The organism is Corallococcus sp. RDP092CA (assembly GCF_041903675.1).
Taxonomy (GTDB): Bacteria; Myxococcota; Myxococcia; order Myxococcales; family Myxococcaceae; genus Corallococcus.
The window spans coordinates 123,658-148,727 of sequence record NZ_JAYESI010000013.1 but is presented as its reverse complement, the minus strand read 5'-3'; the positions used below and the strand labels follow the sequence as shown (position 1 = coordinate 148,727).

Here is a 25,070-nt window from a genome sequence, read left to right as displayed (position 1 = left end):
GAAGGGCTCCTGAAACATCCGAGGCGGGTCCGGTCTCTCCACCGGGCCCGCCTCTTCCTTTTCGCCGTCAGGCGCCGCGCCTCAGGCGAAGAAGCGCGTCAGCACCGCCACCATGCGGGCCACGTCGGACGCGGCGGCCAGCTCGCGGATGGAGTGCATGGACAGCATGGGGTTGCCCACGTCCACCGTGCGGATGCCCAGCTGCCCCGCGGTGATGGGGCCAATGGTGCTGCCGCAGCCCAGGTCCGTGCGCGTGACGAAGTGTTGCGGCGTGACGCCCGCCTCCTTGCACAGCGCCGCGAAGTGCGCCCACGACTCGCCGTCCGTGGCGTAGGACTGGTTGACGTTGGTCTTGATGACCGGGCCGCCGCCCAGCTGCGGCTGGTGCCTGGGCTCGTGCATGGACGAGTAGTTGGGGTGCACCGCGTGCGCCATGTCCGCGCTCACCAGGAACGAGCGGCGGATGGCGCGGTGGAACGCGTCCGCGCGCCCATCCGAGTGCGCCTGGACGATGCGCTCCAGGAGGTCCTTGAGGAACGGCGACGCGGCGCCCTGCGCGCTCCGGCTGCCGCACTCCTCGTGATCGTAGAGCACCACGCCCACCGTGGCCTCGCGCGGGCCGGTGTCCGAGAGCAGCGCGGTGAGCCCGGTGTGGCAGCTGGCCAGGTTGTCCAGGCGGGGCGCGTGGAGGAACTCCCCGTGCAGGCCGGAGCGCGTGGACGGCTGCAGGTCATAGAGGCACAGGTCGTAGCCCAGGAGGTCGTCCGCGGCGGCCTTCACGCCCGCGCGGCCCAGCTCCTCCACGAGCAGCGCGCGCAGCTCCGCCGGGCCCGCGCTCTCCAGACCCAGCACCGGCACCATGTGCTCCTGGGGGTTGAGCTTCAGGCCCTCCGCGTTGACGGCGCGGTTCAGGTGGATGGCCAGGTTGGGCACGCGCAGCAGCGGCCGGCGGAAGTCCACCAGGTGGTGCCGGGGACGGCCGTCGTGCAGCGTCACCACGCGGCCCGCGAGCGACAGGTCCCGGTCCGTCCACGTGTGCAGGAGCACCCCGCCGTAGATCTCCACGCCCAGCTGCTGGTAGCCGTGGCGGTTGACGGGCGCGTTCGGCTTGAGGCGCAGGTTGGGCGAGTCCGTGTGCGCGCCCACCAGCCGGAAGCCGGTGGTGTCCACGGGCTTCGTGCCCAGCTGGAAGGCCGCGAGGCTCGTGTCGCCGCGGATGACGAACACCTTGTCCCCGGCCTTGAGGGACCAGGACTCGCGCTCGTCCAGCTCGCGGAAGCCGCGGGCGGTGAGGCGGCGCGCCGTCTCGCGCACGGCGTGGTACGGCGTGGGCGACGCGTCGATGTACTGGAGGAGGTCGTTGGCCTGCGTGTCGATGTCGGTCGGGCTCATGGGCCCGGCACGCTAACGCCGTCCGGCCCCGGTGCCACGTCCGACTGTCACCGCCCGGACAGGCGGCGGGGCGCCCGCAGGCAGGACGGTGGAGGAGGGGCGCGTCCCGGGCCCCGCGTCCAGGAAGGTCCCCAACAGCACCCAGCGGCGCGCCGCGTCCTCCCGGCCCGGCTTCGCGGCCAGCGGCGTCGTGTAGTGCCAGAAAGGCAGCCGGTACACGGTGACGCCGCCCACGGTGCTGACCTTCGTCAGCTCGGAGAGGTGCCCGTCCTTGGCGTACACGAGGTACTGGTGGTCCACGGCCGGCAGCGTGAGGCTCACGTGCATGTCCACGTAGCCGTCGCGCGCGTCCGCCTCCTCCGGGTGGTGATCGTTGTGCGGGCCGGTGTAATCCCCCGGGCCGTAGCAGAGCACCTGGATGCCCCAGCCCCGCTTGAGCGGCCGGCCGCTCACCGTCGCCGCGAAGGCCGCGAACGTGTCCGAGCGCAGGAGCGCCGTCAGCCCCACGCCCTCCGCCGCGCGCCACGAGCGCGAGCGCCGGCTCTCCAGGAGCGCGGTGCGCACGCGCACCGTCTTGGGCAGCGCCTCCGTGTAGTTCTCCACCATGCCGGAGATGGAGTCCTCCGGGATGGGGTCCTCCATGGTGACGAGCGTGTCACGCAGCGCGGCGTCCAGGAGGTCGCGGGCCGCAGCGGCCTTCTTCACGTCGATGACGCCCTGCAGCGCGATGAAGGGCCGCGTGGGGTCCAGCAGCGCGCCGCGCATCTCGGCGTCTCGGCCTTCGAGAATGCGGCGGCCCTTCGGGGTGAGGAGGTCGGCGAACTGGGTGGGGAGGCGCGGGGACATGGCGCGCACCATACCGGGAAGGTCGCGGAACGCACGCGCGGCGGGGCGCCGGGAGGGCAACTCCCCTGCCCCTCGGGCGATAATCCGGTACTCCGATTTCCCGGGTAGAAGGTGCCTCCATGAACGAGATCCGCAACCGTCCCGCCACCCCCTCCGTCGCTCCGGCGCGCACGCAGGCCCCGGCCGCGCAGCCCGCCCGCGCCAACCAGGTCACGGAGGCGTCACGCGCGGACGTGCTCAACCGCGCGGAGCTGGCGCGCATCCGCGCGACGACGGCGCCGGTGCAGGCGACGCCGGGCTCGTGGCGCGGCGGCCCCAACACGGAGGTGGGGCGCGCCATCCAGGCCATCCGCCAGCGGATGTCCGACGTGAACATCACCATCAAGGGTGACACGCCGCAGAGCCTGTTCGACCGGGCCATCCTGGACAACAAGCACATCACCAACGAGCAGATCCTCGAGATGTCGCGGGTGACGCTGCCCCAGCTGGCCACCGACCCGGCGACGCGCGCGAAGGTGCTGGAGCGCGTGCCCAACGCGCGCGAGCTGCCCGTGCACCACTTCACCGTGGCCATGATGTCCGCGGTGACGGGCATCGACCGCGCGGCGCTGTCCGAGGCCTGTCCGGACCTGGGCCTCACGGGCGCGCCGAACACGCCGCTGCTCTACGCCGCCAGCTCCGAGCGCATGCAGCGCTCCACCGCCCTGCACGACTTCACGGACTACATGCGCGGCGCGGGCGTGAAGGGCGTGAACAAGGCCGTCTGGGGCGTGGAGAACCGCGTCCTGTCCGCCATCGTCTCCGCGCTGGGCGGCGGACGGTACTGAAGGCCCTCGCGGTCTCCGGGCCCGCGCGGTGGAGGAGGCTTCACGGCCCCGCCCCTCGCGGGCTTCGCCTTGCGGGCGTCAGTCGTCGCCCGCGCCGCCGGCCAGCCGCTGGCGCGCGACGTCCAGCCGCTTCGCGCGCGCCTTGGAGGCGATGTCCAGGAGGCGCCGGTCGCGCTGCCAGCGCTCGCGCATCTCCACGTCCACGCCCTCCCAGGCCACCTCGCAGCGCTCCAGGGCGCGGTGCAGCTGCGTGAGCGCGCCCCCCAGCGCCACGTGCACGGCCGGGTCGCCGGGGTCCTCCAGCGCCAGCGCGTGCATCATCGCCGCGATGGCCAGCAGCTCCTCGCGCAGCGCCACGGGCCAGCCGCACCGGCGGGCCACCTTCACCAGCCAGCCCAGCACCGCCAGGTCGACGTGGCAGTCCTCCACCGTGCGGAACGGCTTGAGGTAGCGGGTGTAGCCATCCCCGGGCAGCACGTCCTCCGCCGTCACCTCCACGCCGTCCAGCCGCAGCGCCGCGTGCGGCACCTCCGGGATGAAGCCCAGCGGAGGCAGCGGCTCCACGGTCACCCCGGGCGCCTTCGCATCCAGCCGCACCATGCGCAGGCGGTTGCGCTCCTGGGCGTCCCGGCCCTCGGAGGCCACCACCAGCAGCACCTCCGCGTGCGTGCCCAGCGAGACGTAGGTCTTCAAGCCGTCGAGCGTCCAGCCCGCGCCCTTCGCCGTGAGCTTCGTCTCCATGGCGCCCGGGTGTCCGCCCCCGGTCTCCGTGGCGCAGAGCGCGGCGCGCTGGTCGGGCGGGAGCTGGGGGAAGAGGGAGCGCAGCGCCGCCTGGTAGCCGGAGGCGAACGCGAACCCCATCCGGTCCATCCGGAACCCGGCGGCGAGCGCCAGGTCGGCGGGCGCCGGGAAGCGAGGGAGCAGCGCGAGGTGCCGGCGCCACCAGGCCTCCACGGAGTCGAGCGAGGGAGAGTCAGGGGCCTCGGTGAGCAGGAAGCGCAGGACGTCTTTCACGCCTCCAGTCTAATCCCGGGCCCCGGACCGTGCGCGCGCTTCCGTGCGGGCCGTCAGCTCGCGGCGCGGCGGCCGCGGCCCGGGGACTTCGTGCGCCGGGTGCCCCGCTTCTTCTTCGCGGCGGCGGGCGGCGCGGCCTTCGACTTCTTGGCGGACTTCGCCTTGGAGGGCGCCTTGGACTTCGACGCGGCCTTCTTCTTGGAGGCCGACTTGGACTTCGACGCGGCCTTCTTGCTCCGCGCGGGGGCCCGCTTCTCCGGGGCGAGGATGGTGCCCCGGCAGGAGGGCGTGCCGCAGCGGCAGACGTAGAGCGCCTCGGCGTCCGCGTCCATCTCCGGGGTGCGCTCGTACGCGTAGTCGTACGTCAGCTCCTCCCCCGGTTCGATGGTGCGCAGCGCGTAGATGTGGATGTGGCCCTTGTCGATGAGCGACTGGCAGTTGGGCTCGCACGAGTGGTTGATGTAGCGGGACTCGTTGTGGAGGGTGCCCGCGTCCAGCACGGTGTCGTCGTCCAGGTTGAAGAGGAACGTGTGGTGGCGCTCCATCGACTCGTCGTCGTAGCGGTTGTCCGCCTCCGCCTGGGTGATGCGCTCACCGATGTACTCGATGATGCGCGCGCCCTTGCGGATGCGGCGGGTGGCGAAGGCGCCCGTGCCCTGGATGGGGGACTGGCGCAGCTCGAAGGGAATCGACGGGGTCGGCTGGAAGGAAGGGGAAGTCGTCATCGGGGATGGCGCGGCTGGGGCGGGGTGCGTGTTCAACCAGGACGCTGCCTTGAGGCGCGGTGTAGCGTGCCGCAGACAAGCGCGCGAAGAAAGGCACTCGATGATGCGGTGGTGGATCGTGGTGGGCGCGGTGAACGGTTTCCTGTCCGTGGCGGCCGGCGCCTTCGGGGCGCATGCGCTGAGGACCCGGTTGCCGCAGGACCTGCAGGTCATCTTCGAAACCGGGGCGCGCTACCACATGTACCACGCGCTCGCGCTGGTGGCGGTGGGGCTGCTGGGCACGGTGCGCCCCTCCCCGCTCCTGGAGTCCGCGGGCTGGGCGATGCTCGCGGGCATCGTCCTGTTCTCCGGCAGCCTGTACGCGCTGGCCCTGTCCGGCGTGCGCGTGCTGGGCGCCATCACGCCGCTGGGCGGGCTGGGCTTCCTCGCGGGCTGGGCGCTCCTCGCCGTGGCCGCGTGGCGCTCCGCACCGTGAGGTGGTGAACGCCCCGCGTCACTCCCGCAGGAGGGGCGGCAGCGGGTAGACGTGGTCCAGGTCGCGGTGGTTGCGCAGGCCGCAGGCCTCGCGCTGCACGGTGAGGTTCCAGCGCAGCCGCTCCGCCTCCTTCCACAGCGCGCGGTACGCCGCGTAGCGCTCCATGCGCGCCAGCCCGTGCAGGGCGCGCAGCTCCTGCTCCGCCTGGGCCACCCGGGCGAGGGCCTCCTCCAGCTTGTCGCCGGAGCGGCGCAGCCCGGAGGCGCGCTCCCGCTGGAGCTCCGCTTCGATGGGCAACAGGGCGTTGACGTTCACCGGTCGGGCCATGCCTTCCCTCTAACCACGCGCCCCCGGGGGCGCTCGACGCTCGCGGGGCGGGCGGCCAGGCTTCAGGCGGGCGGAGCCGGAGCGGGGGTGGGCTCCACGTCCGGGTGCCCTGCCGGGCCAGGGCGTCCCCGCCACCACGCCTCGCGGGCCCAGACGAGCCCCGCGCCCAGCACCATCGCGTTGCGCGCCAGGAGCAGCGCCGTGTACGGCGGCTGGAAGCCCGTGTCGTAGGTGCTGCCCGCGAAGAGGCCCCGGGTGATGGCGGCGGCCACCAGCAGCACGGCGGGCGGCCCCACGGGGCCGGACAGCAGCGCGAGCGCGGCGGCCCCGGTGAGCCAGATGAGGTACTGCGGGCTCAGCACCGGGTTGAGGATGACGAAGGCCACGAGCGGCACCAGCGCCAGCCGGGCCGCGTCCTCCATGTGCACCGGGGGCCTGCGCCAGGCGGCGCGCACGGACACCGCCGCGGCCAGGAGCGAGCCCGCGACCCACAGCTGGCGGGTGATGGCGCGCACGCCCTCCGCGGCCGCGCCGTGCAGCTCGTAGGAGGCCGGCGCGTGGACCCACTGGACGTCGGCGAAGCCCAGCTGGTGCGCGGCCCAGAGCAGGCCCGCGGTGAAGGCCTCCACCTGGAGGCCGCGCTCGACGTGGAAGGACGCGAACTGCCACCACGGCCACACGAGGCTCAGCGGCAGGAGCGGCAGCGCGCCCGCGACGAGGCCCATCATCAGGGCCCGCGTGGGCTTCGCGCCCCGTCGCCAGCACACGGCCAGGGCCAGCGGCACGAGCACGGCCGGGTACAGCTTGGTGACGGTGCCCACCGCGAGCGCCGCGCCCGCCCAGCCCTCGCGCCGCCGCATCAGGGCCACCAGCGCGCCCAGCGCGAGCGCGGCCGGGATCACGTCGTAGCGCTTGAGGTAGTGCACGCTCTGGATCCAGCTGACGACGAAGTACGCCGCGAGCGGCGCCCACGCACGCCAGGTCGTGCCCCAGCGGCGCACGCCCTCGGACAGCAGCAGCCACTTGATGAACGCGTCGAAGAGCGTGAGCTCCAGGCCGAACGCGAGGATGAAGCCGCGCAGGTCGCCGCCCGCCCACGTCGCGGGCACGAACCACAGCAGCGCGTAGGGCGGGTATTCGAAGCGGAAGTCGCGGTTGGGCACCGCGCCATCCAGGAACGCGCGGGACGTCCGGAAGTACAGCGGCAGGTCGCCCTCCCGGAGGGAGAAGAGCGCGTACAGCACCAGCGGCAACACGCTCACGGCGAGCGCGAACCAGTGCCTGGGCTCAAGCCGGTGGGGGGCGGACGAAGTCGGAGCGGACACGGGGCGGCACTCTGCCCGGAGAGGCCGGGCGCTGTCGCCGGGGAAAGGCAGCCGCCCCCTCCCCTGCCCGGAGCCCGTGCGGCCCCTTCGCCGTGCGCCGTGCGGCCTGACCCGCTAGGTTCCGGCCGTGAAGCTCCACCGCCCCACGAAGGACGAGCTGTCCGCCGCCACCGGCCGCACCGTGAAGGACCTGCTGGCCCCCGGCCTGCGCGTCCTCTTCTGCGGCATCAACCCCAGCCTCTACTCCGCGGTGGTGGGCGTGCACTTCGCGCGGCCCGGCAACCGCTTCTGGCCCTCGCTCCACGCGTCGGGCTTCACGCCGCGCCGGCTGGACCCGTCCGAGCAGGAGGAGCTGCTGGCGCTGGGGCTGGGCATCACCAACGTGGTGGACCGGGCCACCGCGAGCGCGGACCTGCTGGCCCCGGAGGAGCTCGCGGAAGGGGCGAAGTCGCTGGCGCGCAAGGTGAAGCGCCACCGCCCCCGGTACCTCGCGGTGCTGGGGCTGGGCGCGTACCGCACCGCCTTCGCGCGGCCGAAGGCGAGGTTCGGGCCGCAGGAGGAGACGCTGGGCGACACCCGGCTGTGGGTGCTGCCCAACCCCAGCGGGCTCAATGCCAGCTACCAGCTGCCGGACCTCGCGCGGCTGTACGGCGAGCTGCGCCGCGCGGCCGAAGCGCGCTGACTACTTCAGCAGGCCGGCCTCGCGGGCCACCTGCGAGGCGACGGGCAGCACCTTGTCGAAGGCGGCGGCGTTGCACGCGAGCAGGCCGCGGCGGTTCTGGAGCTCCGAGCCGTCGTAGAGGTACGCGTGGCCCGCCAGGTCCGTGAGCACGCCGCCCGCGGAGCGGATGACGGCCTCCGGCGCGCAGTTGTCCCAGCGGTAGCTCTTGTCGCTCACGTGCACGTAGAGGTCGCAGCGGGCCTCGGCCAGGAGGCCGCACTTGAGGCCCACCGAGCCGGACTCCGTCTCCTTCGTGATGCCCAGCCGCTGCACCACCGCGTCCGTCGTCTTCGAGCGGTGCGAGCGCGACACCACGAGCCGCAGCGCCGAGGCGTCCGCCACGTCCGACACGCGCAGCGCCCGGCGGCCCTGGGGGTCCTCCACGAAGCCCTGCTCGCCCACCACCCCCGAGTACAGCACGTCCCCCACCGCGCGGTAGACGACGCCCAGCGCGGCCCGGCCCTCCACCGCCAGGCCGATGTGGATGGCGAACTCGCCGTTGCGGTTGACGAACTCCTGCGTGCCGTCGAGCGGATCCACGAACCAGCAGCGCGAGAAGCGCTTCGCGTCGGAGGCGTCCTCGCTCTCCTCAGCCACCACCCCGTCCGCGGGGAAGGCCTTGCGCAGCTCGCCCACGATGAAGGCGTTGGCCCGCTCGTCCGCCAGCGTGACCGGGCCGGCGCCTCCGGCCTTGTCCGTGACGGAGAAGTCCGTGGCGTAGACCTGCAGGAGGATGTCACCGGCCTGGCGCGCGATGCGCCGGGCCACTTCAAGCTCTTGGGCGAGTGCGGGCATGGAGGCCCTTGAGTCTACTGGGGCGAATTGCCCCTCGTGGGGAAATCTGCCCCGCCCCACGGCCCCGCTCCTCCGGGCGGAGCGCCCTGGCCCGGCGGCTGCAATCCCAGGGGGATTCGTCCTCCCCGCCCGGACCGCGCGGAGGGCATGCAAGGACTCGAACGATGATGAAGTGGCTCATGGGACTGGCCCTGCTGGGCTTCGGCGCGGCGCTGGCGTTCGCGGGCGGCCGGATGGTGTACCGCTCGAAGGTGAGCAAGGACTGGCCCACCGTGCAGGGCACCGTGGTGAGCTCCCGCGTGGAGACGCTGCGCAGCAAGCGCGCGGTGAGCTTCCGCCCGGAGGTGAGCTACCGCTACGAGGTGAACGGCGTGCCGTACACCTCCGACACGGTGGCCTTCGACGGCCACGGCTCCGGCGGGCTCTCCGAGGCGCAGGCGGTGTCGCACCACTACGTGGCCGGCGCCCCGGTGACGCTGCACTACGAGCCGGCGGACCCGTCCGTGGCGTGCCTCCAGTGCGGCGACACGAGCCTGGCGAACTACATCGTGACGGCGGTGGGCGCGGTGTTCGCGCTCGTGGCGGGCTGGGGCCTGCTGGAGATGGGCCGCTCCAGCCTGCGCGACGGCAAGCGCGCCGCGCCCCCCATGCGCGCGAAGGCCCGCTAGGCACCGCCGGGCCGTCCTCCCGCCTGTCCGGCCGAGCACTCTCCTCCAGGAGCCTTCGACACGCGCGGCCCTCGATGCGCAAGGTGGGGCGGAGACCCGCTTCCTGGAGACCGCATGCCCGTCACCATCCGCCCCGCGAAGGACTCGGACGCGCCCGCCCTGGGCCGCATGGGCGCGGCGCTCGCGCGCCAGCACCACGGCTTCGACCCGCCGCGCTTCCTGCTCCCGGACGACGTCGAGTCCGGCTACCGCTGGTGGCTGGGCAAGGAGGCGCGCCGTCCCCAGGAGGCCGTGGTGCTGGTGGCCGAGCTGGACGGCGACGTCGTGGGCTACTGCTACGGCCGGCTGGAGGGCGTGGACTGGAACATGCTCCTCGACAGGCACGGCGCCCTGCACGACATCTGGGTGGAGGCCCGGGCGCGAGGCACCGGCACCGGCCGGCTGCTCGCGGAGGCCATGGTGGAGCGGCTCACGGAGCTGGGAGCGCCGCGCGTCGTGCTCCACACCGCCGCGAAGAACGAAGCCGCGCGGCGCCTCTTCGAGCGGCTGGGCTGGCGTCCCACCATGGTGGAGATGACGCGCGAGGCGCCGCGCGGCGCCCCGCCTCCCCGTGGAGACGACGAGGCTCCGGGGGGTGGCCCCCAGGGCCCGCCGTGAAGCCGCGGCGCGAGCGGCGGGCGCCTACTTCTTCTGCTCCTTCACCCACGAGTCCTTCAGCGTCACCGTGCGGTTGAAGACGGGCGCGCCCGGCTTGGAGTCCACCGGGTCCGCGCAGAAGTAGCCCAGGCGCTCGAACTGGAAGCGGTCGCCCGGCTTCGCTTCCGCGAGCCGCGGCTCCACGCGCGCGTGGGTGAGGGTCTCCAGGCTGTTCGGGTTGAGGAACTCCTTGAAGTCCTTCTCCTTGTCCCGGTCCGGCTGCTCCACGGAGAAGAGCCGGTCGTACAGCCGCACCTGCGCCTCCGGCGCGTTGCCCGGCACCCAGTGCAGCGTGCCCTTCACCTTGCGGCCGTCCGGCGAATCGCCACCGCGCGTGGCCGGGTCATAGGTGCAGCGCAGCTCCGTGATGTTGCCGGCCGCGTCCTTGATGACCTTCTCGCACTTGATGAAGTACGCGGAGCGCAGGCGCACCTCCTTGCCCGGCGCCAGGCGGAAGAAGCCCTTCTCCGGCACCTCCTGGAAGTCGTCCGCCTCGATGTAGAGCTCGCGCATGAACGGCACCTTGCGCGTGCCCATGTCCTCGCGCTTCGGGTGGTTCGCCGTCTCCAGCTCCTCCACCTGGCCCTCCGGGTAGTTCTCCAGCACCACCTTGAGCGGGCGCAGGACGGCCATGGCGCGCGGCGCCGTCTCGTTGAGGTCGTCCCGGATGGACAGCTCCAGCACGCCCATGTCGATGAGGCTGTCGGACTTGCTCACGCCGATGCGCCTGGCGAACTCGCGCAGCGACGCGGGCGTGTAGCCCCGGCGGCGCAGGCCGCTGATGGTCAGCATGCGCGGATCATCCCAGCCGGAGACGCGCTGCTCCTGCACCAACTGGAGCAGCTTGCGCTTGCTCATCACCGCGTAGGTGAGGTTCAGCCGCGCGAACTCGTACTGGTAGGGCCGGTCGCCCTTGATCAGCGCGCTGACGATCCAGTCGTACAGCACGCGCCGGTTCTCGAACTCCAGCGTACAGATGGAGTGCGTGACGCCCTCGATGGCGTCCGACAGGCAGTGCGCGAAGTCGTAGAGCGGGTAGATGCACCACTTGTCGCCCGTGCGGTGGTGGTGCGCGTGCCGGATGCGGTAGATGGGCGGGTCGCGCAGCACGGGGTTCGACGACGTCATGTCGATCTTCGCGCGCAGCGTGTGCTTGCCGTCCGGGAACTCGCCCGCCCTCATCCGGCGGAACAGGTCCAGGTTCTCCTCCACCGTGCGGTCGCGGTACGGGCTGTTGCGGCCCGGCGTGGTGAAGTCACCGCGGTACTGGGAGATCTCCTCCGGCGACAGGCTGCACACGTAGGCCTGGCCCTGTGAGATCAGCTGCTCCGCGAAGGCGTAGAGCCGGTCGAAGTAGTCGGACGCGAAGAAGCGCCGGTCGTCCCAGTCGAACCCGAGCCAGCGCACGTCGCGCTGGATGGACTCCACGTAGTCGGTGTCCTCGGTGAGCGGGTTGGTGTCGTCGAGGCGCAGGTTGCACTTGCCGCCATACTGCTGCGCCAGCCCGAAGTTCAGCACGATGGACTTGGCGTGGCCGATATGGAGGTAGCCGTTGGGCTCGGGCGGGAAGCGGGTGTGCACGCGTCCGCCGTGCTTGCCCGTCCGCCGGTCTTCCTCGATGACCTCCTGGAGGAAGTTCAGGCCCTGGGTCTCGTTCGTCGTCGTCATGATGGGTGCGAATCCTCTTGAAGCGGGACCAGGGGGGCAAGGTTTTCCTGTCCCGTCCCCCAGGGGCCCTCTTTTGAGCGCGAACGGGCCCTAGACCTCCGCCAGCAGCGACTCCCAGGCCTTGAGCGCCCGCTCAGCGGACAGCTCGTCCGCCCGGGCCAGGGCCCGCTGGCGCAGGCTCTCGCGCCAGCCCGCGTCCGTCACCACCCGCGTCAGCGCCTGGGCCAGGGCCGCGTCGTCCCCCATGGGCACCAGCACGCCCGCCCGCCCCCCGTCCAGGGCCTCCGAGGGGCCCGAGGGGCAGTCCGTGCTGACAATGGGGCAGCCCAGCGCGAGCGCCTCCAGCATCACCATGGGCAGCCCCTCGAAGCGCGAGGACAGGGCGAACGCCGTGGCCCGCCGCATCAACGCGTGCGGATTGTCCGCGTAGCCCGGCATGAACACGGAAGCCGCCACGCCCAGTTCCGCCGCGAGCGCCCTCAGCTCCGCCTCCAGCGAGCCCACTCCCAGGATGAGCAGGTGGGTGTCCGCCCCGGCCGCCCGCATCCGGGCGTGCGCGCGGATGAGCACGTCGAAGGACTTCTGGGGCTCCAGGCGGCCCACCGCGATGACCACCGGCTTCTGGAACACCGGCACCGCCCACTCAGGCAGGGGAGCGTCCGACGCGGCACGGATGCGGTCCGCGTCCACGAAGTTGGGGATGACCTCCAGCCGCTCGCGGTCCACGTTCACCAGCTCCGCGAACGCCCTGGCGGAGTCGTAGCCGCACGCCACGATGCGGTCCATGCCCGGGTAGAGCACCTTCAGCCCCCAGAGCTGGCGCCGGGGCTGCTCGTGGTGGAAGGCCCCCCAGTCGAAGTGCACCATCCCCAACACCGGCTTGCCCAGGATGGCCCCCGCCATCCGCGCCAGCAGGGCCGCCCGCCCCTCCTGTCCGGAGACGAGGATGTCCGCCTTGCGCGCCTCATGAAACAGCCGCCAGAGCATCCGCGGCAGCTCCCACCGCCGGTACGCCTCCACGCCCACGCCCCAGGAGATGGGCACGTCCGCCGGGATGCGCCCGCGCGTGTCCGGCGGCGGCGGCCCGTGGTGGAAGAACAGCGAAGGTTCGAACCGCTCCCGGTCCAGGCCCGCCAGCACGTTGCACACGGAGCGCTCGATGCCGCCCGTCCCCATGAAGACGAGCGTGAACAACACGCGCCGCCGCCCGGTGGCAGGGGCCGCCGTCTCTCGACGCGCCTGTGGTTTCAATGTCTGGGATTCCCGGAAAGAAAGAATATTCAATCTCCCGCCCTGCGGCCGAGCGTCCGACGGGCCCACCCCTGGAGTTGCTCGTTGCTCAATAACTCACGGACCTTGCGATAGGTAGCGAAGGCCACCCGGCCCCGCCACTCAGGAGACAGTTGAACCGCGTCATGCCGGTGGATCTCCCGAGGGCCCCAGCGCAACTTCGAAACATCCCTCCCTGATGACAGGTGAGCCACTTTCAGGCCGTGGGCGATGCCGTATTGGAGCGCCTCCGCCACGGTGGTGGTCATCACGCTGTAGTCACCCCAGCGGGGGAGATAACCGGAATAGTAGAGATACAACGTCTCGCCCAGGACGAAGCCCACGCGGGTGGCGACCACGGCCCCACCCATACACAGTTGAAACACCCGGACGGCGTCCTGCCGGGCGAGCTGCTCGCACAGGTCCCTGAGGAACCCGCGGGCCTGCTCCGAGCCGAACACGTCGCGGTGACGCACCGCCGCGGCCTGCGCCTCCGCGCGGGCCTGGTGCAGTTCGAAGAACGTGGTGAGCGCCGGGGCGACCTCCTCCGGCGTGCGCGCGACCTGGAAGGTGAAGGCCAGGCCGTCGCGCTTGAGGGAGTTGTAGCACTTGCGCAGTGACTCCTTGATGTTGCGCGACCGGCCCGCCTTGAACGCCTCCCACGTGGGCGCGAGCGCCAGCACGTACGCGGGCACCTCACGCACCGGCGTGAGCGGCGACATGCGGGAGAGCTCCCCCGCCGCCGGCCCATCCAGGTCCAGCCCGCTCCAGAGGACCCAGTCCCACTCGGACGCGCACGCGCGCAGGTGGCGCGTGACGGCCGCGTACGCGGGGGCCTCCAGCTCCGGCGCGCAGAGGAGGCCGCGCAGCTCCGTGACGTTGGGGTCCGCGCCCAGGAACTGGAGCACCCGCACGCGCACGGGCCCCGAGCCCGGGCGCTCCGTGCGCATGAGCGGCGCCACGGCGCGCAGCGCCCCGTCCGCGCTCCGGAGCGCGAGCACGAAGAGGTGGTCGCGCACGCTGCGGCGCTGCTCCTGGAAGTGGCGCCACCAGGTGACGTTCCACTCCCAGGTGGCGAAGGGCAGCCCCTGCCCCACCCGGGCCGCCAGCGCGCGCCACTCCGGCCCCAGCGCGAGCAGGCCCTCCACCGTGTCCACCTGCTCGACGGTGAGGCGCATCAGAGCCACCGCAGGAAGGTGCGCGCGGCGAGCCGGAGCGCGGTGTGCTCCGCCGCGCCCCACTCCCGCCGGTAGCGTTCGTGGATGAGCCGGTACGCGCTCACCGCCTTGCGCGCGTCGCGCTCGTCGTGCATCAGCGACGGCGCGCCGGTGCGGTACTCCAGCACCACGCGGTCCAGGAACACCGCGCCCCCGCGGCGGATGGCCCGCAGGTAGAAGTCCACGTCCTCCACCAGGGGCAGCCGCGTGTCGTAGCCCCCCAGCGCGGGCAGGAGCTCCCGGCGGATGAGGCACGCGGAGTTCACCAGCACCGTGGGGCGGAACAGCATGTTCGCCACCATCCAGCGCCGCGACCTCAGCCGCGCGGCCACGCGGGCCCGGCACGCCGCGTCCTCGAAATAGGTCGTCTGCCGGGCCAGCACCGCGGCGTCGTCGCCGAAGGGCGCCACCCGGCCGAAGGCCACGCCCTGGTCGGGGTGCGCGTCGAGCGCATCCAGGAGCGCCCGATACGCCCCGGGGGCCACGCGGTCGTCGTCGTCCAGGAAGTGCAGGTAACGCCCGGCGGTGAGAGGCCAGCCCTCGTTGCGCACCGTGGCGGGGTTGCCGCCGGTGGGCACGTCGCGCCGCACGTAATGCACGCGCGCGTCGCCCAGCGCCTGGACGGGCTCCCGCGCGGAGCCCTCCGGGCTGTCGTCCAGCACCCGCACCTCCACGCGCACCCCGTCGTCCGCCTGCGCCAGCGCGCTCCGCACCGCCTCCACCACCAGGGCGGGCCGACGGAAGGTGGGCACCACCACCGAGACATCGGGCGTCATGTCAGCACCTCCGGCCCGGGCACCCCCACCCGCGCCAGGCGAGGCAGGGCTCGGGCCTCATTGCTTGGGGGCGCAACGAGCCGGGGGGCCTCCTGCCAGGGACCGGCTTGCGGGTATAGGCTCACGTTCCATCCTCGTGAAGAACCCCATCCATCCCCGTCCCGCCCGTTTCATCGGGCTCGCCCTCCTGGGCGTGCTCGCGGTGGTGGCCGTCATCGCGTACCGCAACGTCCGCACCGCGCGTGCGGTCTTGCACCCCGCGCGCCAGCCGCTGAGGCCGGTGGCGGAGGGGATGCTCGCGGAGCGCGCGGACGTGGCCCTGCGCACGCGGGACGGCCTGACGCTGCGCGGCTGGTACCTGCCGTCGCGCAACCGCGCGGCGGTGGTGGTGCTGCACGGCTTCGCGGAGAACCGCACGCAGATGCTCTTCGAGGCGGAGGTGCTGGCGCGCGCGGGCTACGGCGTGCTGCTCTTCGACTCGCGAGGTCATGGCGAGAGCGAGGGCGACCTGGTGACGTGGGGCGACCGCGAGCGCGAGGACCTGCGCGCGGCGGTGGACTTCGTCTCGCGCCGCGACGACGTGGAGCCGTCCCGCCTGGGCGCGCTGGGCTTCTCCATGGGGGGCACCACCGCGATGCTGGAGGCGCTGGAGGACCCACGGCTCAAGGCGGTGGCCGCCGCGGGCGCGTACCCCTCGCTGGAGGCGGACACGCGCTACAGCTACGGCAGGTGGGGGCCGCTGAGCGCCGTGCCGGCGCTCTGGGCGCTGCGCCTGTCCGGCGTGGACGTGGACGCGGTGGACCCCATGAGGCGCCTGTGCGACCTGAAGGGCCGGCCGCTCCTGCTGATCAACGGCGACGTCGACGAGTACGCACCCGCGTTCCTCCAGGACGCGCTCTTCCAGGCCGCGTGCGAGCCCAAGTCCTACTGGGTGGTGCCCGGCGCGCACCACGGCGAGTACGCGAAGAGGGCCCCGGAGGAGTACGCGCGCCACCTGCGCGACTTCTTCGACGCGGCGCTGCTCAGCGGCTCCTGACGGCCGGCGCGCGCGCCGGCGCCGCGGGCGCGTCAGCCTCGGACGCTGGCGCGTCAACCGCGGGGCGCCACACGGGCGGCGCGTCCAGCGCGGGACGGCCCTCCAGGAGCTCATGCGGGCGGAAGCCGGACTTGTAGCGGAGCGAATCGCACGCCTGCACGCGGTAGCCCAGGTACACGTGGGGGATGCCCCGCTCGCGCGCCAGCTCCACCTGGAACAGCACGTTCGCCTTGCCCAGGGACAGCCGCGCGTAGGCCGGGTCGTAGAAGAAGTACACCGCGCTCCACGCATGCGGCGTCTCGTCGCACAGGCCCAGGCCCACCAGCTTCGGGCCCGCCGGGTCGCCGTCGTCGTACCAGGCCACCTCGCGCGCGGACGGGTGCGGGAAGGCGAACTGGAGCGAGTACTCGCGCGCGCCCAGCTCGGACGGCTCCCATTCACGCGAGGACTCCCGCTCCGCGTGCCACGCGCGGTACAGCGCCAGGCGCTCCTCGTCCACGCGCGGCGGGCCCACCTCCACGCGCAGGTGCGCGCACGCGGCGCGGGCACGGCGCTGGCTGCGGTTGGGCGTGAAGCCCTCCACCGGCACGCGCAGGGACACGCACTCGTGGCACGACGCGCACGCGGGCCGGAAGTACTGCGGTCCAAAGCGGCGCCACCCGCGCACCAGCAGGTGCTCGTACTCCTGCACCGTCACGTTGCGCATCACCAGCGTCTCCAGGGACGCCTCCCGCTCCGGCAGGTAGCTGCACGGGCGCGGGGCTTCGATTTCATGTGCCAGCAGGACGGCCATCGGTGTTCCCTTCCTGTCGGCCCCGGGCCCCGGCGTCAAGCCATGCCTGGCTGTCTGGCGACCCACCCTCCGTCGGAAACGACCCGGCCGCGCCGGCGTTTCATCTCCAGCAATGGCACAACGGCTGCACGCCTCGGGGTGAAGCCGCAGCGCTTGCGGAAGAGGAAGAACGCACATGGCCCGCGAGGAACTGCATCCCGGATGGCTGCCGCTGGAGCCGGAGGAGGCCGACGGCGCCCCTCTGACGGACGCCTTCGGCGAGGAGGACGGCGCCTCGCCGTACTCCGCCGACGACGGCGTCATGGACGCGCTGGACGCGTCCGACTTCGCCGTCGCCAGCTACTGAAAATCCCGCGGCCCGGCAGCCACGGTGTGGCAGCCCTGTCGCGATCCGACTGTGATTCTTTCCGGTCCACCCCCTGAAGGGCCCGTAGAAACTTCAGAGAAACCGCGAGGACACGGACCCCGTTCGCTTCCCCGGACAGCGGGCGGGTAGCACAGGACACAGGGGGGCCCCGCTGGGGCGGAATGCCCCCCGGAGGCGAAATGCCCCGAGCGCGGGAGGCCCCGCTGGCTTCTCAGTCGTGGGGCGCCACCGGTATAAACCGGGGCCTATGTCCCCAGTCGACGTCTCGGTGGTGATGCCCACGTACAAGCGCGAGAAGGAAGTGGTGGAGGCCATCCACTCCGCGCTGCGTCAGGAAGGCGTCCGGGTGGAGGTGATCGTCCTGGATGACTCGCCCGAGGGCACGGCCCGCGACGCGGTGCAGGGCATTGGCGATCCGCGCGTGCGCTACTTCAAGCAGGAGGTGCCGTCGAGGGGGCGCCCCGCGCTGGTGCGCAACCACGGCGCCACGCTGGCCCAGGGCCGCTACCTGCACTTCCTCGACGACGACGACACGCTCGCGGAGGGGGCGCTGGGCGCGATGGTGACGGCGCTGGACGCGCGGCCGGACGCGGGCGTCGCGGTGGGCTGGGTGGTGCCCTTCAGCGAGGACCCCGAGTGGCTGGAGGACAAGAGCTCCTACTTCGAGCGCGTGGCGAAGGTGGGGGCCTCCACGCCCAGCAGCGCGTGGACGGTGGCGCACATCCTCTTCCTCGGGACGCTGTACGTGAACTCCGCGTGCATGGTGCGCCGCGAGTTCTTCCAGCCGCTGGGCGGGTTCGATCCGAACATCCCCGTCTACGAGGACGTGGACTTCTACATGCGCGGCATCCGCCGCTACGGCCACGTCTACGTGGACCGGCCCATCCTCAACTACCGGGTGGGCAAGCCGTCGCTGATGCACGACCTGGGCAAGAAGGGCGAGAAGGTGGAGAGGTCCGTGGCGGAGTCCAACGCCATCATCCACAACAAGTACCGGCGCGAGCACGGCGAGCTGGAGTACCGGCTCCTCCAGGTGGCCACGCGCGCGCTGAAGGGCCGCTTCGGCCTGACGCGCTTCCTCCCCCTCAAGCTGCCGTAAGCGCCTTCCGAAAGGGCCCCTCCCCGTGAGCCTGCGTCGCCGTCTCGTTGGTACCGCCAAGCGCCAGTTGAAGCAGACCCTGGGCCCCGTCGTGCAACGCGCGATGGCCCCCGCGCGCGCCTTCCTCCCCCCGGAGACGTGGGGCCTGGAGTCTCGCGCCGGCCAGGGCCTGTTCCTGGAGGGCGTGTCGCTGTCCCGGCTGGCCCGGGAGCACGGCTCGCCGCTGCACGTGGTGCACCTGGCGGCGCTGCACCGCAACGCGGACGCGTTCCAGGCGGTGCCCCCGGGCGCGGCGGGCGGCTGCGAGGTGTACTACTCGTACAAGACCAACCCCGTGCCGGGCGTGCTGTCCGCGCTGCACGCGCGGGGCGTGGGCGCGGAGGTCATCTCCGCCTACGAGCTGTGGCTCGCGCTCAAGCTGGGCGTGGCGCCGGAGCGCATCGTCTACAACGGCCCGGTGAAGTCGGACGCGTCCATCCGCGAGTCCATCACCCGGGGCATTGGCCTCCTGGCCGCGAACCACCGCGAGGAGCTGGACGTCTTCTCCCGCCACGCGGCGGAAGCCGGCAAGCGCCCGCGCGTGGCCGTGCGGGTGACGACGCTGTCGGGCTGGACGTCGCAGTTCGGCACGCCCATCGCGGGGGGGCAGGCGCTGGCCGCGTACCGGCAGGCGCTGGCCCTGGGCAACCTGGACGTGGTGGGCCTGCACGCGCACCGCGGTGAGCTGATCCGCACGGAGGCGGAGCTGGAGGGCTTCGTCGGCGCGGTGCTGGACTTCGCGGACGAGCTGCACCGCGAGCTGGGGCTGGACCTGGAGGTGCTGGACCTGGGCGGCAGCCTCTGCACGCCGACGGTGGAGCACATCGAGCAGAGGGACTGGCGGCTCAACCTCACCTTCCAGCGCGACCTGCCCGCGCCGGACTTCGCGGCGGCGCTCTCCATCGAGCGGTACGTGGCGAAGGTGGTGTCCCAGGTGGAGGCGCACTACGCGAAGCGGGGCCGCGCGCGCCCGCGCATCTTCCTGGAGCCGGGCCGCGCGATGACGGGCAACACGCAGCTGCTGTTGGGCCGCGTGCACGCGCTCAAGGAGGGCGGCGAGCGCACGTGGGCGGTGCTCGACATGGGCATCAACCACGCCGAGTGCGTGCGCAACGAGTACCACCAGCTCTTCCACGTGGAGCAGCCGTCCGCGCCGTCGCGCCGCGCGTACACGGTGGTGGGCCCCATCTGCACGCCGGCCGACACGCTGTACCACGCGGTGCGGTTGCCGGAGCTGAAGGTGGGCGACACGCTGGCCATCATGGACGCGGGCGCGTACTTCGTGCCCTTCGGCACGTCCTTCTCCTTCCCGCAGCCGGCCATCGTGGCCGTGGACGGCGGGCAGGTGCGGCGCCTGCGCCGGGCGGAGACGCACGAGGACCTGATCACCTTCGACGACCCGGTCCCCGAGGCGCCTCGCGCCGCGGGCTGACGGCGCTTCAGCGGTTGAGCACCATCATCCGCAGGAAGGCGCGGGGGTGGCGCGCGGCGCCGTAGGAGATGGTGGCCAGCTCCACCGCCGCGGGCATCATGTCGTCCCGGTCGATGAGCGGATCCACCGCCGTCTCCTTGTGGGTGTTGAACCACTGCCGCCACTGCCGGGCCTCGTCCGCCGGCAGCGCGCCGGACATCCGCTGGAGGTTGAGCAGCATCTCCAGCGCGATGCGGTTGCAGAACACCGCGTCCTCGTGCTCGGCGCAGGCGTCGCGCGCGTCCTCCACCGCGCGGGTGAGCGCGTCCCGGTCCCCGATGGCCGCGTGGTAGGCGAGCAGCGGCAGGGGCAGCCCCCGCGCGATGTCGAAGCCCATCTGCCCGTAGAAGCGCGGGTTGAAGTCGATGAGGAGGTACGAGTCCTGCGTCTGGATGAACTCCACCTCGAAGACGCCGTGGTAGCCCAGCTTCTTGCACAGCCGGGTGAGGCCGGCGACGAGGTCCGGGCGCAGCGGCGCGGACTCGAAGCAGACGCCCACGCCCAGGCGGCGCGGGCGCTGGAGGACCTTCATCGCGGCGCGGGCCTCGAAGAGCTCGCCGGAGTCGTCCACGAAGCCGGAGAGGCTGTAGATGCCCTCCGCGGCCTCCGGGTGGAACTCCTGCACCATGGGGTTCACCACCGCCGGGTCGAACTTCACGAGCATGGGCGCGTAGGTGTCGCGCGCGAACTCGCGGTACTCGCGCGCCAGGTCTTCCGGGGAGGACACCGGCTGGCCCTTGCGGTGCGTGGCGTGGAGGATCTGCGTGGTGGGCTTGAGCAGCACCGGGAAGCGCGCCTCGCGGCGCACCTGCTCCAGGTCCTCCTCCGACTGGGGGAACCAGGTGCGCGGCAGCTTCAGGCCCACCTCGGTCCCCACCTCGTAGAGGCGGCGCTTGTTGAGCAGGCCGTACACCGCCTCCACGCCCGGGTCGTAGAGGTGGAAGAGGTCCTCCAGCTTGGAGCGGTGCGCGGAGATGAGCCACGCCAGCTCGTCGCTCGTCGGGTAGAGCACGTGCTTGACGGGCTCGCGCAGGCCGAAGTCCACCAGCCACTGGAGGAAGGCCTCCGGCTGGGACTCCGGCGGGCACTGCACGCGGCGGCTGACGAAGCGCGAGTAGCTGGCCGGCCCCAACCGGCCGGTGTCCGCCACCGTCACGTCCACGCCGTGGCGGCCCAGGCAGCGGGCGGCGGCCAGGGTGCCGTAGAAGTTGGCGGAGAACAGCAACGCGGGGGGCCGGGCCGCGATGACGGCCGCGGAGGCCTCATCGGAGTAAGCGGCCTCTTCCATCTCATGCTCCAGTTTCGCGGTGTCGGCCTCGCGGCGCGAGCGCGCGGAGGAACGACGGGATTGGCGGTGGGGGCGCTGGGCGAGACGACCGCCCCCGAGGTCGGGAGTCAACGGGCCGGCGACAGCGGTGCTGGCCATCAGCCCCGCGGCAAGAAGCATCAGAAGGTGCCTGGTCATGTCGAGCCGTCTGCTCCCAGCGGTTCGGGGGGCGCCGGAAGCCCGATTCCCGGGAGAATACCTTTTTCCGGCCGCGCGTGGGATTGGCCCCCGGACGATTGCAGCTCCCAGGAGTGACCGGGCTCACGCGGGCGTGCCGCCGGGCGGGGTCCAGCGCAGACAGCCCCGGGTGAGCAGCCACGCGTCCGTGGAGACCCCAGGCGTCAGCTCCGCGAGCCGCAGGACGGACTCCGCGAACGCGTCCGGGGGCGCGGTGTGGCCCTGCTCGCGCGCGGCCTTCCATGCCGCCTCCCATGCCTGGAAGAAGGCGTGCATGGGTTCGCCAGGACGGACGCGGCGGCGCAGGTCGCGGGGCAGCCAGTCGCGCAGCAGCCAGGGCGCGAAGCCCCGGGAGAAGTCGGTGTGGAAGAGGAGGCCCTCGCGCGCGGGGTCCTCTGGGTCCGGCGTCCGGCGCAGCAGGTGGGCCACCAGCACCGCGCCGTCCGTGTCGGACGAGCCCTCCACGAGCAGCCCGCCGGGCAGGAGCCGCCGCGACATCGCGCGGTGGGCCTCCGGGATGCGCTCCGGCGGCCCCTGGCGCAGGAGGTTCATGGCGCGCACCAGGCGGGCGGGCTCATCGGGTGACAGCGGGAGCGCGAAGCCACCCTCGCGGAAGTGCGTGCGCGGCGCCGCGTGACTGCGGGCGGCGGCCGCGGCGCGCTCCGGCTCCAGCTCCACGCCCACCACGGACAGCTCCGGGTGCAGCGCGCGGAAGGCGGTGGCGCTCTCCAGCGTGGTCCACGGGTGCTCGCCGAAGCCCACGTCCACGAAGACGGCGCGGGCCCAGGGACCGTCCGCGCGCGTGAGGAGCGTGGCCTCGAACTGGCACAGGTATGCGTCCAGGGCGCGCAGACGTCCTCGCGCGGTCCTGCCTCGGGTGCGGGCATCCAGCTCTCCGGCCATGGCACGACATGGGCGCTGGAGGCCGGGGACGTCAAGCCGCGTCCCGCGACGTAGCGCGCGAGGTCATGGCCGGGCGCTGGCCGGAACCCGGTACGTCGCAATCCCTGGCTCGCGGTCGCGAAGCACCGGGCGCCGCGCCTCGGGAGCCGGGCGGGCCACCGTCGCGCGAGGGATTGGCAGCGTCGCAGCACGAGGGGGCCGCCGTCGTCGAAGCGCCGTGGTGTCCGTGTTTACAACGTCACGCGCTTCCGCGGGACGAGCATCGTCATCAGGGTGCGCCCCTGGGGCGCCACGGTCATCGACCTGTTCAACACGGACTACAGCAGCGACTACGGCTTCGAGCCCTCCGCCGCCGGGAGCCTCGCGGGTCCCCGGCGGCGCGATTTTCGTCCCGCTCGCGGCGCACCTAGAGTGTGGCTCCCGTGAGCCCTCCGCCTGACTCCTGCCCCCGCTGTGGCGCCCCCCGCGTGGCGGGGCCCGAGTGCCCGGCGTGCGGCGTCATCTACCTGCGAGCGGAAGCACGCGCCGCCACCCGTCTGGCGGAGGTCCGCGACCGCGAGGCCGGAGAGGCGGCCCGGCGCGAGGCCGAGGATCAGCGGGCCGCGCTGCGCGAGGCGCTGGAGGCCCACAGCGCCCCCACGTTCGTGCCACCCCTGATGGCGGCGCAGCCCGCGGCGGACGCGGCGACGGAGGGCATCACCTTCCACCACGGCGACGGGCTGAGCGCCGGCGCCCTGGAGGCGCGGCTGCGGCTGGCGGTGCTCCCCCTGGCGCTCGTCGGAGCGTGGTTCGCGGTCCAGTCGCCCCCCTTCCATTTCCTGCTCCGCACCTTCCTCACCATGCCGGTGCATGAGCTGGGGCACGCCGTCACCGCCTGGTTCTGCGGCTACAGCGCCACGCCCACCCTGTGGGTGACCCACGTCTCGGAGGAACGCTCGACGTTCATGGTCCTCCTGCTGGCGGGCCTGCTGGGCGCGCTCGTGTGGCGGGGCTGGAAGCGCCAGCGGTGGGCGTGGATGGGCGTGGGCGCGGTGCTGCTCGCGACGCTCGGGGTGGGCAGGTTCGGCCTCCCCCATGACCAGGCCCGCGCCCTCATCTACTTCGGCGGCGACGCGGGCCTGATGGTGCTGGGCACCCTGCTGATGGCCACGTTCTTCGTGCCGCCGGGCCACTACCTCCACCGGCATCAGCTCCGCTGGGGCTTCGTCGTCATCGGCGCGGCGGCGCTCATGGACAGCTTCGAGCTGTGGTGGAGCGCGCGCACCCACGTGGACCGCATCCCCTTCGGCCGCATCGAGGGCGCGGGCCTGAGCGACCCCAGCGCCCTGGTGGACGTGTACGGCTGGAACATCAGCCGCGTCATCCGCTGGAACGTGAACGTGGGCCTCGCGTGCCTCGCCGCGCTGGCCGCGCTCTACCTGGTGGCCCTCTGGCGCGGCCGCGAGGCCCTGCGCGGCTGAGGCCCGGCCTCGCGCCAGCTCCCGAAGGGCCACTCGAAGCCCGGCGTGCGCAGCACCTCCGGAGCGCGCGCGCCCCGCCAGCGCAGGGCCTCGCCGGGCCGCAGGAGGAGCGCTCGCGGCCCCTCGCCCTGCTCCTCGCGCACCTGGGCCAGCCGCTCCGGATACGGATCCGCGTCCGGGTTCTCGTCCATCTGGCTCGCGCCCGCGACGGGCTCGCCCGGATAGCCGGCGTAGCGAGGCCCCATGCCCTCGCGCCAGTACCAGGGGGCGCCGCCGTCCGCGCAGGGCACCACGTAGCGCGCGCCCAGGAGCGCGCCGTAGCGCAGCGCCTCCTCCGGCCCCGCCATCAGGCGCTGCGGCGTGGTGAGCGCGTCGCGTGGCACGTTGACCAGGAACGCATCCAGCGTGGTGAAGCCGAAGAAGATGGGCGGCAGCCGGAAGCCGCGCACGCCGCACAAGAGCACGTCCACCGGCCCCTGCTGCTGGCGCACGCGGCGGCACACCGCGGCCATGTCCCCGCGCACGTCGTGGCCCGCGTCCGCGAAGAAGGCGGCGGAGAAGTCCTTCGAGCGCACCAGCCAGGTGTTGCCCTCGTTGAAGAGGTCCGGGTGGGGCCCCTCGCCGTCGGTGGGCTGCTCGCCGTGGAAGGGCAGCGCGTGCACCGTCACGTCGCCCACCCGCCGCGTCTCGCCCCAGCGCAGGGGCTCCACGCGCGTGAAGCCCAGCTGCGTCAGCCGCAGCGCGCAGTCCGTGGAGAACAGGCTCTCGCGCGCCACCGCCGGCACGAAGATGCGCGTGTCGCGAGGCAGGGGCAGCAGCGAGCCCAGGTGGAAGTGGTCGCCATGCGAGTGGGTGATGACCACCGCGTCCACGCGGCCCAGGTCCCCGGCCTGCAACGCGCCGTAGCCGGGCAGGTCCAGCTCGCCCATGGGGCGGAAGTACGGGTCCACCAGCACGCGCCCCTCCCTGCCCGACACCAGCACCGTGTTGTGCCCCACGAAGAGGGCGCCCGGCCCCGGCACGGCCACCGGCCCCGCATGGCGCACGAGCCAGCCGGCCTGCGACAGGTCCCCGAGCAGCCCGTCCACGACGGGCGCGGCGGCCAGCGCGCGCAGCTCCTCGCGCGTCGCGCCCCGGGCGAGCGACGCGAACAGGTCCGCCACGGCCGGCCAGTCCCTCGCGCGCACCGGCACGTCCAGCCCCAGCGAGCCCTGGCGCAGGTGCAGCACGCGCGGCCGGTGGCGCAGCGGATCCGGGAAGAGGACGTCCTCGCGCAGCACGCGCCGGCCCATGCGCCGCTTCGCGCCCTGGCAGAGCGCGGCGTAGCGGGGCGTGTCCTCCAGCCAGCGGATGAGCGCGTCCGCCTCGCGCAGCGCGCCGTCGCGGCCCAGCGCGGCGATGTGGCGCTTCAGCGGCACCTGCGCGCGGCGCACCGGGCGCGCGGTCGGGCCCTGGATGCTGCACCCCAGGTCCTCGTGGTGGTCGGCCTCCGTGCGGGCGGAGGCGAGGACGGCCAGGCTCACGCCGCGGTGCAGGGTGAATCGCATGCGTGCGGACTCGCATGGCGCCCGGGCCTTCGCAAGGGCCTGCGCTTGCGACCGGCCGCCGGGCCGCTCGCGTCCTGGCGGGTTGTGGCTCCCGGGCGGGGCCGGTACCC

The 25,070-nt window shown here is 73.0% G+C and carries 26 protein-coding genes; 11 read left to right on the top strand and 15 right to left on the bottom strand.

Annotated elements, in window-relative coordinates; translation table 11 throughout:
- Positions 1–81: 81 nt before the first annotated feature.
- Both U8525_RS16620 and U8525_RS16615 read right to left on the bottom strand, forming a co-directional pair.
- Complete coding sequence (locus U8525_RS16620; protein WP_374266737.1) at positions 82–1,392, bottom strand: M18 family aminopeptidase; 1,311 nt, start codon at positions 1,390–1,392, stop codon at positions 82–84.
- A 12-nt stretch (positions 1,393–1,404) separates the two neighbouring features.
- Positions 1,405–2,238 (bottom strand): hypothetical protein, encoded by an 834-nt coding sequence (locus U8525_RS16615; protein WP_374266735.1) that lies wholly within the window; start codon positions 2,236–2,238, stop codon positions 1,405–1,407.
- Positions 2,239–2,357: 119 nt separating this feature from the next.
- On the opposite strand from U8525_RS16615, the gene U8525_RS16610 reads away from it, so the two are divergent.
- Positions 2,358–3,065: a hypothetical protein gene (locus U8525_RS16610; RefSeq protein WP_374266733.1), complete on the top strand. Its 708-nt coding sequence runs from the start codon at positions 2,358–2,360 to the stop codon at positions 3,063–3,065.
- Between the two features lie 78 nt (positions 3,066–3,143).
- Here the strand turns inward: U8525_RS16610 and U8525_RS16605 are convergent, their stop codons facing one another.
- Entirely contained in the window at positions 3,144–4,079 is a 936-nt protein-coding gene (locus tag U8525_RS16605) for an acyl-CoA dehydrogenase family protein (RefSeq protein ID WP_374266731.1), read from the bottom strand.
- 53 nt (positions 4,080–4,132) lie between these two features.
- Positions 4,133–4,804: an SET domain-containing protein gene (locus U8525_RS16600; RefSeq protein ID WP_374266729.1), complete on the bottom strand. Its 672-nt coding sequence runs from the start codon at positions 4,802–4,804 to the stop codon at positions 4,133–4,135.
- A gap of 100 nt (positions 4,805–4,904) precedes the next feature.
- Between U8525_RS16600 and U8525_RS16595 the strand changes: the two genes are divergently transcribed.
- Positions 4,905–5,279 carry a DUF423 domain-containing protein gene (locus U8525_RS16595; protein WP_374266727.1) on the top strand — a complete coding sequence of 125 codons (375 nt, stop codon included), beginning with the start codon at positions 4,905–4,907 and terminating at the stop codon, positions 5,277–5,279.
- Between the two features lie 18 nt (positions 5,280–5,297).
- On the opposite strand, the gene U8525_RS16590 is transcribed toward U8525_RS16595, so the two are convergent.
- Positions 5,298–5,606: a hypothetical protein gene (locus tag U8525_RS16590; RefSeq protein ID WP_374266725.1), complete on the bottom strand. Its 309-nt coding sequence runs from the start codon at positions 5,604–5,606 to the stop codon at positions 5,298–5,300.
- A gap of 62 nt (positions 5,607–5,668) precedes the next feature.
- Positions 5,669–6,931, bottom strand: coding sequence for a glycosyltransferase 87 family protein (locus U8525_RS16585; protein WP_374266723.1), 1,263 nt, complete (start codon positions 6,929–6,931; stop codon positions 5,669–5,671).
- A gap of 181 nt (positions 6,932–7,112) precedes the next feature.
- Between U8525_RS16585 and mug the strand changes: the two genes are divergently transcribed.
- Positions 7,113–7,613 (top strand): G/U mismatch-specific DNA glycosylase, encoded by a 501-nt coding sequence (gene mug / locus U8525_RS16580; RefSeq protein ID WP_374266848.1) that lies wholly within the window; start codon positions 7,113–7,115, stop codon positions 7,611–7,613.
- Here mug and U8525_RS16575 read toward each other — a convergent pair whose 3' ends face one another.
- Positions 7,614–8,447, bottom strand: a complete 834-nt coding sequence (locus U8525_RS16575) for a 3'(2'),5'-bisphosphate nucleotidase CysQ (protein ID WP_374266721.1) — start codon at positions 8,445–8,447, stop codon at positions 7,614–7,616.
- A 164-nt stretch (positions 8,448–8,611) separates the two neighbouring features.
- Between U8525_RS16575 and U8525_RS16570 the strand changes: the two genes are divergently transcribed.
- Positions 8,612–9,115, top strand: a complete 504-nt coding sequence (locus tag U8525_RS16570; RefSeq protein ID WP_374266719.1) for a DUF3592 domain-containing protein — start codon at positions 8,612–8,614, stop codon at positions 9,113–9,115.
- Between the two features lie 114 nt (positions 9,116–9,229).
- Complete coding sequence (locus tag U8525_RS16565; protein ID WP_374266717.1) at positions 9,230–9,772, top strand: N-acetyltransferase family protein; 543 nt, start codon at positions 9,230–9,232, stop codon at positions 9,770–9,772.
- A gap of 24 nt (positions 9,773–9,796) precedes the next feature.
- On the opposite strand, the gene U8525_RS16560 is transcribed toward U8525_RS16565, so the two are convergent.
- The 4 genes from U8525_RS16560 to U8525_RS16545 all read right to left on the bottom strand — a co-directional run bounded on the left by U8525_RS16560 (position 9,797) and on the right by U8525_RS16545 (position 14,741).
- A complete protein-coding gene (locus U8525_RS16560; protein ID WP_374266715.1) occupies positions 9,797–11,479 on the bottom strand; it encodes a glutamine--tRNA ligase/YqeY domain fusion protein in 1,683 nt (560 codons plus the stop codon).
- 90 nt (positions 11,480–11,569) lie between these two features.
- The gene (locus U8525_RS16555; RefSeq protein WP_374266713.1) at positions 11,570–12,676 is read right to left on the bottom strand and encodes a glycosyltransferase; all 1,107 of its coding nucleotides are present in this window, start codon (positions 12,674–12,676) and stop codon (positions 11,570–11,572) included.
- An 83-nt stretch (positions 12,677–12,759) separates the two neighbouring features.
- Positions 12,760–13,926 carry a GNAT family N-acetyltransferase gene (locus tag U8525_RS16550; RefSeq protein WP_374266711.1) on the bottom strand — a complete coding sequence of 389 codons (1,167 nt, stop codon included), beginning with the start codon at positions 13,924–13,926 and terminating at the stop codon, positions 12,760–12,762.
- Entirely contained in the window at positions 13,926–14,741 is an 816-nt protein-coding gene (locus U8525_RS16545; RefSeq protein WP_374266709.1) for a glycosyltransferase family 2 protein, read from the bottom strand. The genes U8525_RS16550 and U8525_RS16545 overlap by 1 nt, the downstream gene beginning before the upstream one ends.
- Before the next feature lie 136 nt (positions 14,742–14,877).
- Here U8525_RS16545 and U8525_RS16540 point away from each other — a divergent pair, with 136 nt between their 5' ends.
- Positions 14,878–15,777: an alpha/beta hydrolase gene (locus tag U8525_RS16540; RefSeq protein ID WP_374266707.1), complete on the top strand. Its 900-nt coding sequence runs from the start codon at positions 14,878–14,880 to the stop codon at positions 15,775–15,777.
- Here U8525_RS16540 and U8525_RS16535 read toward each other — a convergent pair.
- Positions 15,764–16,570: an arginyltransferase gene (locus U8525_RS16535; RefSeq protein ID WP_374266705.1), complete on the bottom strand. Its 807-nt coding sequence runs from the start codon at positions 16,568–16,570 to the stop codon at positions 15,764–15,766. The genes U8525_RS16540 and U8525_RS16535 overlap by 14 nt on opposite strands.
- Positions 16,571–16,745: 175 nt before the next feature.
- Between U8525_RS16535 and U8525_RS16530 the strand changes: the two genes are divergently transcribed.
- From U8525_RS16530 to U8525_RS16520, 3 genes are all read left to right on the top strand, one after another.
- Positions 16,746–16,916, top strand: coding sequence for a hypothetical protein (locus U8525_RS16530; RefSeq protein WP_374266703.1), 171 nt, complete (start codon positions 16,746–16,748; stop codon positions 16,914–16,916).
- 268 nt (positions 16,917–17,184) lie between these two features.
- Positions 17,185–18,036, top strand: coding sequence for a glycosyltransferase family 2 protein (locus U8525_RS16525; protein ID WP_374266701.1), 852 nt, complete (start codon positions 17,185–17,187; stop codon positions 18,034–18,036).
- A gap of 25 nt (positions 18,037–18,061) precedes the next feature.
- Positions 18,062–19,507 (top strand): pyridoxal-dependent decarboxylase, encoded by a 1,446-nt coding sequence (locus tag U8525_RS16520; RefSeq protein ID WP_374266699.1) that lies wholly within the window; start codon positions 18,062–18,064, stop codon positions 19,505–19,507.
- Positions 19,508–19,514: 7 nt separating this feature from the next.
- Here the strand turns inward: U8525_RS16520 and U8525_RS16515 are convergent, their stop codons facing one another.
- Both U8525_RS16515 and U8525_RS16510 read right to left on the bottom strand, forming a co-directional pair.
- Positions 19,515–20,834 (bottom strand): carbamoyl-phosphate synthase, encoded by a 1,320-nt coding sequence (locus U8525_RS16515; protein ID WP_374266697.1) that lies wholly within the window; start codon positions 20,832–20,834, stop codon positions 19,515–19,517.
- Positions 20,835–21,134: 300 nt separating this feature from the next.
- Positions 21,135–21,953 (bottom strand): methylase, encoded by an 819-nt coding sequence (locus tag U8525_RS16510; protein ID WP_374266695.1) that lies wholly within the window; start codon positions 21,951–21,953, stop codon positions 21,135–21,137.
- A gap of 273 nt (positions 21,954–22,226) precedes the next feature.
- Here U8525_RS16510 and U8525_RS16505 point away from each other — a divergent pair, with 273 nt between their 5' ends.
- Entirely contained in the window at positions 22,227–22,379 is a 153-nt protein-coding gene (locus U8525_RS16505) for a hypothetical protein (RefSeq protein WP_374266693.1), read from the top strand.
- Positions 22,376–23,413, top strand: coding sequence for a hypothetical protein (locus U8525_RS16500; RefSeq protein WP_374266691.1), 1,038 nt, complete (start codon positions 22,376–22,378; stop codon positions 23,411–23,413). Before U8525_RS16505 ends, U8525_RS16500 begins: the two co-directional genes overlap by 4 nt.
- Here the strand turns inward: U8525_RS16500 and U8525_RS16495 are convergent.
- Positions 23,368–24,960, bottom strand: coding sequence for an MBL fold metallo-hydrolase (locus U8525_RS16495; protein ID WP_374266689.1), 1,593 nt, complete (start codon positions 24,958–24,960; stop codon positions 23,368–23,370). The genes U8525_RS16500 and U8525_RS16495 overlap by 46 nt on opposite strands.
- Positions 24,961–25,070: the final 110 nt, after the last annotated feature.

Excerpts from the sequence above, each read along its gene's own strand:
- U8525_RS16535 (WP_374266705.1), bottom strand. The coding sequence starts at position 16,570 with ATGGCCGTCCTGCTGGCACATGAAATCGAAGCCCCGCGCCCGTGCAGC.
- U8525_RS16510 (WP_374266695.1), bottom strand. The coding sequence starts at position 21,953 with ATGGCCGGAGAGCTGGATGCCCGCACCCGAGGCAGGACCGCGCGAGGA.
- U8525_RS16595 (WP_374266727.1), top strand. The coding sequence starts at position 4,905 with ATGATGCGGTGGTGGATCGTGGTGGGCGCGGTGAACGGTTTCCTGTCC.
- U8525_RS16590 (WP_374266725.1), bottom strand. The coding sequence starts at position 5,606 with ATGGCCCGACCGGTGAACGTCAACGCCCTGTTGCCCATCGAAGCGGAG.
- U8525_RS16515 (WP_374266697.1), bottom strand. The coding sequence starts at position 20,834 with ATGGAAGAGGCCGCTTACTCCGATGAGGCCTCCGCGGCCGTCATCGCG.
- U8525_RS16565 (WP_374266717.1), top strand. The coding sequence starts at position 9,230 with ATGCCCGTCACCATCCGCCCCGCGAAGGACTCGGACGCGCCCGCCCTG.
- U8525_RS16525 (WP_374266701.1), top strand. The coding sequence starts at position 17,185 with ATGTCCCCAGTCGACGTCTCGGTGGTGATGCCCACGTACAAGCGCGAG.
- U8525_RS16620 (WP_374266737.1), bottom strand. The coding sequence starts at position 1,392 with ATGAGCCCGACCGACATCGACACGCAGGCCAACGACCTCCTCCAGTAC.
- U8525_RS16600 (WP_374266729.1), bottom strand. The coding sequence starts at position 4,804 with ATGACGACTTCCCCTTCCTTCCAGCCGACCCCGTCGATTCCCTTCGAG.
- U8525_RS16560 (WP_374266715.1), bottom strand. The coding sequence starts at position 11,479 with ATGACGACGACGAACGAGACCCAGGGCCTGAACTTCCTCCAGGAGGTC.
- U8525_RS16570 (WP_374266719.1), top strand. The coding sequence starts at position 8,612 with ATGATGAAGTGGCTCATGGGACTGGCCCTGCTGGGCTTCGGCGCGGCG.
- U8525_RS16615 (WP_374266735.1), bottom strand. The coding sequence starts at position 2,238 with ATGTCCCCGCGCCTCCCCACCCAGTTCGCCGACCTCCTCACCCCGAAG.
- U8525_RS16545 (WP_374266709.1), bottom strand. The coding sequence starts at position 14,741 with ATGACGCCCGATGTCTCGGTGGTGGTGCCCACCTTCCGTCGGCCCGCC.
- U8525_RS16610 (WP_374266733.1), top strand. The coding sequence starts at position 2,358 with ATGAACGAGATCCGCAACCGTCCCGCCACCCCCTCCGTCGCTCCGGCG.
- U8525_RS16550 (WP_374266711.1), bottom strand. The coding sequence starts at position 13,926 with ATGCGCCTCACCGTCGAGCAGGTGGACACGGTGGAGGGCCTGCTCGCG.
- U8525_RS16575 (WP_374266721.1), bottom strand. The coding sequence starts at position 8,447 with ATGCCCGCACTCGCCCAAGAGCTTGAAGTGGCCCGGCGCATCGCGCGC.
- U8525_RS16530 (WP_374266703.1), top strand. The coding sequence starts at position 16,746 with ATGGCCCGCGAGGAACTGCATCCCGGATGGCTGCCGCTGGAGCCGGAG.
- U8525_RS16495 (WP_374266689.1), bottom strand. The coding sequence starts at position 24,960 with ATGCGATTCACCCTGCACCGCGGCGTGAGCCTGGCCGTCCTCGCCTCC.